The sequence below is a fragment of the Pseudomonas sp. GM60 genome (genome assembly GCF_000282415.1).
GTDB classification, from domain to species: Bacteria; Pseudomonadota; Gammaproteobacteria; order Pseudomonadales; family Pseudomonadaceae; genus Aquipseudomonas; species Aquipseudomonas migulae.
In genome coordinates this window covers 1-6,534 of sequence record NZ_AKJI01000075.1, presented here as the reverse complement: position 1 = coordinate 6,534, position 6,534 = coordinate 1, and the positions used below count along the sequence as shown (strand labels likewise).

5 protein-coding genes are annotated in these 6,534 nt (G+C 60.6%); 1 reads left to right on the top strand and 4 read right to left on the bottom strand.

The window, feature by feature from the left end; translation table 11 throughout:
• Nucleotides 1-77: 77 nt before the first annotated feature.
• The 4 genes from PMI32_RS10825 to edd form a co-directional block, all read right to left on the bottom strand.
• Nucleotides 78-1,547 (bottom strand): ATP-binding protein, encoded by a 1,470-nt coding sequence (locus tag PMI32_RS10825; RefSeq protein WP_008031017.1) that lies wholly within the window; start codon nucleotides 1,545-1,547, stop codon nucleotides 78-80.
• Nucleotides 1,537-2,268: a response regulator gene (locus PMI32_RS10830; RefSeq protein WP_008031015.1), complete on the bottom strand. Its 732-nt coding sequence runs from the start codon at nucleotides 2,266-2,268 to the stop codon at nucleotides 1,537-1,539. Before PMI32_RS10830 ends, PMI32_RS10825 begins: the two co-directional genes overlap by 11 nt.
• Before the next feature lie 186 nt (nucleotides 2,269-2,454).
• Nucleotides 2,455-3,405 carry a glucokinase gene (locus PMI32_RS10835; protein ID WP_008031013.1) on the bottom strand — a complete coding sequence of 317 codons (951 nt, stop codon included), beginning with the start codon at nucleotides 3,403-3,405 and terminating at the stop codon, nucleotides 2,455-2,457.
• The gene (gene edd, locus PMI32_RS10840; protein WP_008031010.1) at nucleotides 3,402-5,228 is read right to left on the bottom strand and encodes a phosphogluconate dehydratase; all 1,827 of its coding nucleotides are present in this window, start codon (nucleotides 5,226-5,228) and stop codon (nucleotides 3,402-3,404) included. Before edd ends, PMI32_RS10835 begins: the two co-directional genes overlap by 4 nt.
• A gap of 220 nt (nucleotides 5,229-5,448) precedes the next feature.
• Between edd and gap the strand changes: the two genes are divergently transcribed.
• Entirely contained in the window at nucleotides 5,449-6,450 is a 1,002-nt protein-coding gene (gap, locus tag PMI32_RS10845) for a type I glyceraldehyde-3-phosphate dehydrogenase (protein WP_008031008.1), read from the top strand.
• Nucleotides 6,451-6,534: the final 84 nt, after the last annotated feature.

Below are 6,534 nucleotides of genomic sequence, written 5' to 3'. Positions count from 1 at the left end.
CTGTAGGAGCCAGCTTGCTGGCGATGGCGTTTTCAATGACGCTATCGCCAGCAAGCTGGCTCCTACAGGGTTGTGTGTCAGTCGATTGATCGAGGCAATTGGAGTGTCACCCTCAACCCGCCTTCACGCAGGTTTTGCAGGCTGACTTCCCCGCCATGGCTATGGGCAATGTTGCGCGCAATGCCCAACCCCAACCCATAACCCTGCTGCTGCCCGGCCAGGCGAAAGTGCGGCTCGAACACCTGCTCCAGCCGCTGCTCCGGCACACCCGGCCCCTCGTCATCGACATGCAGGACAAACGCGTTCTCGTCGTCATCGATGTGCAGGTGCGCGTTCTGCCCGTACTTCAAGGCGTTGTCGATCAGGTTGCCGATGCAGCGCTTGAGCGCCAGCGGTTTGCCCGGATACGCCGCCAGCGCCCGCCCCTGCTGGGTCACGCGACCATTGCCGTTAGGCGCCAGATAAGGTTCCACCAGGCAATCGAGCACATGGTTGAGGTCCACCTGCTCGATGTTTTCGTGGATGTCGGTGTCTTTCACGCATTGCAGCGCGCCTTTGACCAGCAGCTCCAATTCATCGAGATCACGACCGAATTTGGCTTGCAGCTTTTCGTCTTCCAGCAATTCGACACGCAGGCGCAAGCGGGTAATCGGCGTGCGCAAATCATGGGAAATTGCGCTGAACAACTGGCTGCGTTCAGTCAGGTAACGGCTGATACGTTCGCGCATCGCATTGAAGGCGCGACCCACTTCGACTACTTCACTACCGCCGCCTTCGGCCACCGGCTCGACTTCCGCCCCGAGGGACATGTCCCGCGCAGCCCGTGCCAAACGCTTGAGCGGCCGGCTCTGCCAGTGCACCAGCAGGCCGATGAACAACAGCAAAAAGCCGCTGGTGAGGACGATGAACCAGACTTGCTGCGCTGGTAGGCCTTGCTCTTCAAGGCTGGTGTAGGGCTCGGGCAACAGCGAGGCGATGTACAGCCACTCGCCCGGCGCCATCTGGATTTGCGTGACCAGCACCGGTGGATTCACCGGCTCAAGGGTCAGTGCGTAGTGCGCCCAGGAACGCGGCAGCTCATCCAGTTTCAGGCCACCGTTGAAGATCCGCAGGTCTTCAGGGCTGACAAAGGTCACCGAGATATCGGTGTCCTGGCCGAGCGACTGGCGCAGCACTTCGTCCACGGCTTTGAGCACCGCCTCTTTGCGCGGGGTGATCGGCAGCACTTCCATGCCCAAGGGTTTGTCGTTGAGGGTCACCACGAAACGGGTGCCGCCCATGCTGCGCAACTGGTCGAGCACCAGCGGCCTGAACGCCACCGGCAACGAGCGAAAGTAACTGACACTGGCGGTCATCGAATGGGCAAGGCTGCGGGCGCTGGTGACCAGGCCTTCCAGCTGCGTGGCACGCAATTGCGAGACCCAGATCACGCTCGACAACGTCTGCGCGAACAACACGGCCAGCAAGGTCAGCAGCAACATCCGCCCGAGCAGCGAACGCGGGACCGGGATCTTTGCCGCGAGCTTGCGCAACACCTCAGTGACCATTGCTGGCAACCACATTGGCCGCCAACTGATAACCGCTGCCGCGCACGGTGCGAATCAGTCGCGGCGGTTTTTCGGTATCGCGCAGGCGTTGGCGCAAACGGCTGACGGCCATGTCGACGATCCGGTCCAGCGGCATCAGGTCGCGGCCACGGGTGGCGTTGCCGATGGTGTCGCGGTCGAGGATTTCCTGGGGGTGATCGAGGAACAGTTTCAGCAGGGCGAAATCAGCGCCGGAGAGAATCACTTCTTCACCATCGATGTGGAACAGCCGATGGCTGACCATGTCCAGTCGCCAGTCATCAAAGGCCAGCACTTCACTGCCGGAACGTTCCTGGCCGAATTGCGCACGACGCAACAAGGCTTTGATCCGCGCCTGCAATTCACGAGGGCTGAAGGGTTTGCCGAGGTAGTCGTCGGCGCCCAGTTCCAGGCCGATGACGCGGTCGGCTTCGTCGGAGCTGGCGGTGAGCATGATGATCGGCACTTGCGCCTGACGCGGGTGCTGGCGGATCCAGCGGCAGAGACTGAAGCCGTCTTCGTCGGGCAGCATCACGTCGAGGATCACCAGATCGCTCGGCGCATCGTTCAACGCCTGGCGGAAACCGGCGCCGTCGGGCGTGGTACGTACCTGGAAACCCGCGCGGGTCAGGTAGGTGTCCAGCAACTCGCGTATCTCTTGATCGTCATCGACCAACAAAATCGACTTGTTGACTGAGCTCACGGGGCGGCGTCCTTGTTGTTTGAATTGGGCGGATTATGCCTTAAGCACCGAACTTACAAACACCGCAGAAAAACTGTAGGAGCAAGCTTGCTCGCGATGGACGTCAACGATAACGCGCCATTTCTGACACCCCGCGGCGTTCTCAGGTTTTTCGCGAGCAGGCTCGCTCCTACAGATGGTCGCATTTCAAGCCTGGTCGAGGGCCACACCCGCACCCACCAGCCCGGAATACGGCGCCGTCACCAGCCACACCGGAATCCCCTTGAAGTAATCGCTCATGCAACCCTTGTCGGCAAAGCACCGCGCAAAACCGCTTTCGAGGAAGAAATCGGCAAACCGTGGGATCACCCCACCGACGATAAACACACCACCGCGCGCCCCCGTGGTGAGCACGTTGTTGCCCGCCACGCGACCGAGCCAGCAACAGAACTGTTCCAGCACTTCCAGCGCAATCGGATCACCCGCCAGGCCGGCGGCGGTGATCGCTTCCGGCGTTTCGAGCACAGGCGTGTGCCCGTCCACCGCGCAAATCGCCCGATAGACGCGCGGCAAGCCGCTGCCACTCAACGCCGTTTCCGCACTGACATGCCCAATCTCGTTGAAGATGTGTTGCCACAACTGAGTTTCACGCGGGCTGCTCAACGGCAAATCGACGTGACCACCCTCGCCCGGCAATGCAGCGAAACGTCCTTCGCCCAAGTCGAGCAAAGTACCGACGCCCAACCCCGTGCCCGGACCAATCACCACCGCCGGGCGCAACGGTTCCGGCGTGCCTTCGCAAACCACGCGGAATTCGCCCGGCTGCAAACGGGTCATGCCCAGCGCCATCGCCGAGAAGTCGTTGACCAGCAGCAGTTGCTCCACTTGCAGGGTCTGGCAGAACGCCTTGCGGCTGAGGCGCCAGTGATTGTTGGTGAACTTGAATTCATCACCGCTCACCGGGCCGGCCACTGACAGACACACGGAACCAATCGAACCCGGCGCCAACCCCTGCCCGTTCAGATAGACGCTGATCGCCTCTTCCGGGCTGGGAAAATCTGCCGTTGCCAGCACCTGGACCGATTCCAGTTGCTGGTTTTTCCACAACGCGAAACGTGCGTTGGTCCCACCGATGTCACCGACCAAAGCCAGTTTCAATTAAGCGTCTCCAGGGCAGAAGTAAAGGCGCTGGCGCCCTGCTCTGCGGAGCTGAAGGCCATGCGCATGAAACTAAACAGTTCGCGACCGGTGCCGATGTTGTTGCCCAACAGGCCTTTGGCCGGCGTGCGCGCTGCGAATTCTTCGGCGTCAACCTTAAGCTCCAGGGTGCCTTTGACGCCATCGACGCGGATGATATCGCCCTCTTGGACTCGCGCCAAAGCGCCGCCCACATAAGCTTCGGGGCTGACGTGAATCGCCGCCGGGATTTTCCCCGAGGCGCCGGACATGCGCCCGTCAGTCACCAGCGCGACCTTGAAACCGCGATCCTGCAGCACGCCAAGGAACGGCGTCATTTTGTGCAGTTCCGGCATGCCGTTGGAGCGCGGGCCCTGGAAGCGCATCACCGCGACAAAGTCCTTTTCCAGCAAACCGGCCTTGAACGCATCGGCCAGATCCTGCTGATCCTGGAACACCATCGCCGGTGCTTCGACGATCTGGTTTTCCAAGGCGACCGCCGAGACTTTCATCACGCCACGACCGAGGTTGCCTTCCATCACGCGCAAGCCGCCTTCGGGCGAAAACGCTCGAGCGACTGGGCGCAGGATGGTTTCGTCGAGGCTCTCGGTCACGCCTTCGCGCCAGACCAATTCACCGTTATCGAGGAACGGTTCCTTGGTGTAGCGGCTCAGGCCGTGGCCCAGAACCGTGTTGACGTTTTCGTGGAGCAGGCCGGCTTCCAGCAGTTCGCGGATCAGGAACGACATGCCGCCCGCCGCCTGGAAGTGGTTGATGTCGGCTTTGCCGTTCGGGTAGACGTGGCTCAGGGTCGGCACGACTTCGGAGAGGTCGGCCATGTCCTGCCAGGTCAATTGAATGCCCGCGGCCATGGCGATGGCCGGCATGTGCAAGGTGTGGTTGGTCGAACCGCCGGTGGCGTTCAGTGCCACGATCGAGTTGACCAGCGAACGCTCATCGACGATTTCGCCGATTGGCATGAAGTTGCCATTCTGCTTGGTCAGGCGCGTCACTTGATGCGCCGCTTCGCGGGTCAGGGCATCGCGTAGCGGCGTGCTCGGGTTGACGAATGACGAGCCCGGCAAGTGCAGGCCCATGACTTCCATCAGCAACTGGTTGGTGTTGGCGGTGCCGTAGAAGGTGCAGGTGCCGGGGCTGTGGTAGGAATTCATTTCCGATTCCAGCAGCTCTTCGCGCGAGGCCTTGCCTTCGGCATAGCGCTGACGCACATCGGCTTTCTGCTTGTTGGAAATGCCCGAGACCATCGGCCCGCCCGGTACGAAAATCATCGGCAGATGACCGAAGCGCAACGCGCCCATCATCAGGCCCGGCACGATCTTGTCGCAGATGCCGAGCATCAGCGCGCCATCGAACATGTTGTGGGAAAGGGCAACAGCGGTGGACAGCGCGATCACTTCACGGCTTGGCAGGCTCAGCTCCATGCCCGGCTCGCCTTGGGTCACGCCATCGCACATCGCCGGGGTGCCGCCGGCGAACTGGCCGACGGAGCCGATTTCGCGCAGGGCTTTTTTGATCAGTTCAGGAAAGACTTCGTACGGCTGATGCGCCGAAAGCATGTCGTTATATGACGAAACAATCGCGATGTTCGCGGAGTTCATCATTCGCAGGCTGTTCTTGTCTTCGGTGCCGCAACCGGCCACGCCATGGGCGAAGTTGGCGCATTGCAGCTTGCCGCGCATCGGACCGTCGCTGGCCGCACCGCGAATGAGCGCAAGGTAAGCCTCGCGGGTTGCGCGGCTGCGGGCGATAAGCCGTTCGGTGACCTCAAGGACGCGGGGATGCATGTGTAGAACTCCAGGCTAACGGATGTGGCGACCTGATTGTCTATGCTGAACAAGAGCCGTTGTTGATGGGATGACAAACGGCTTTCTTGATCATTCGGACCAGTTGATTCAGGTCACTCGTTGTAGATTGAACAAAATATTGCCACTAAAAAGGCTTGTTTTCTATTTTTATGCGAATAATCTTGTAATTCCAACAACAAAACGACGGCGGCCCTGTTAAATGACTCTTCGAATCGCAATCAATGGTTTTGGCCGTATCGGCCGCAACGTCCTTCGCGCACTGTATACCCAAGGCTACCGTCAGGATTTGCAGATCGTTGCAATCAATGACCTGGGCGACAGCGCGATGAACGCTCATCTGCTCAAGTACGACACTGTTCACGGCACGTTCGACGCCGATGTCCAGCATGATCAGGAAAGCCTGACCGTCAACGGCGACCGGATTTCCGTCAGCGCCATTCGTAACCCGGCCGAGCTGCCCTGGGCCGCGGAAAAGATTGATGTCGTGTTCGAATGCACCGGTTTGTTCACCGACCGGGCCAAAGCCGCCGCGCATATTACGGCCGGCGCGCGCAAAGTGATCATCTCTGCACCGGCCAAAGGCGCCGACGCCACCGTGGTGTATGGGGTGAACCACGACATTCTGCGCCAATCGCACCAGATTATTTCCAACGCGTCGTGCACCACCAACTGCCTGGCTCCGGTCGCCCAGGTGCTGCACCGCGAACTGGGGATCGAAAGTGGTTTGATGACCACGATTCACGCCTACACCAACGATCAGAACCTGACCGACGTCTACCACACCGACCCGTACCGCGCCCGTTCGGCCACCCAGAACATGATCCCGAGCAAGACCGGTGCGGCCGAAGCGGTCGGCCTGGTGCTGCCGGAACTGGCAGGCAAACTGACCGGCATGGCCGTGCGTGTGCCGGTGATCAACGTGTCGCTGGTGGACTTGACCGTACAACTGAAGCGCGAGGCGTCGGCCGATGAAGTGAATGCGCTGCTCAAGGAAGCCAGCCAGCATTCGAAAATTCTGGGCTACAACACCCTGCCGCTGGTCTCAAGCGACTTCAACCACAACCCGCTGTCGTCGATCTTCGACGCCAACCACACCAAGTCCAGCGGCAAGCTGCTCAAGGTGCTGGCCTGGTACGACAACGAGTGGGGCTTCTCCAACCGCATGCTCGATAACTGCCTGGCGCTTTGCAACGCTGAGTAAGTTGGCGTTCGTGACACCGCTATCGCCGGCAAGCCGGCTCCTACAAGGTTGCGGCGCACCCAATCCCCTGTAGGAGCTGGCTTG

Excerpts from the sequence above, each read along its gene's own strand:
- PMI32_RS10825 (WP_008031017.1), bottom strand. The coding sequence starts at position 1,547 with ATGGTCACTGAGGTGTTGCGCAAGCTCGCGGCAAAGATCCCGGTCCCG.
- edd (WP_008031010.1), bottom strand. The coding sequence starts at position 5,228 with ATGCATCCCCGCGTCCTTGAGGTCACCGAACGGCTTATCGCCCGCAGC.
- gap (WP_008031008.1), top strand. The coding sequence starts at position 5,449 with ATGACTCTTCGAATCGCAATCAATGGTTTTGGCCGTATCGGCCGCAAC.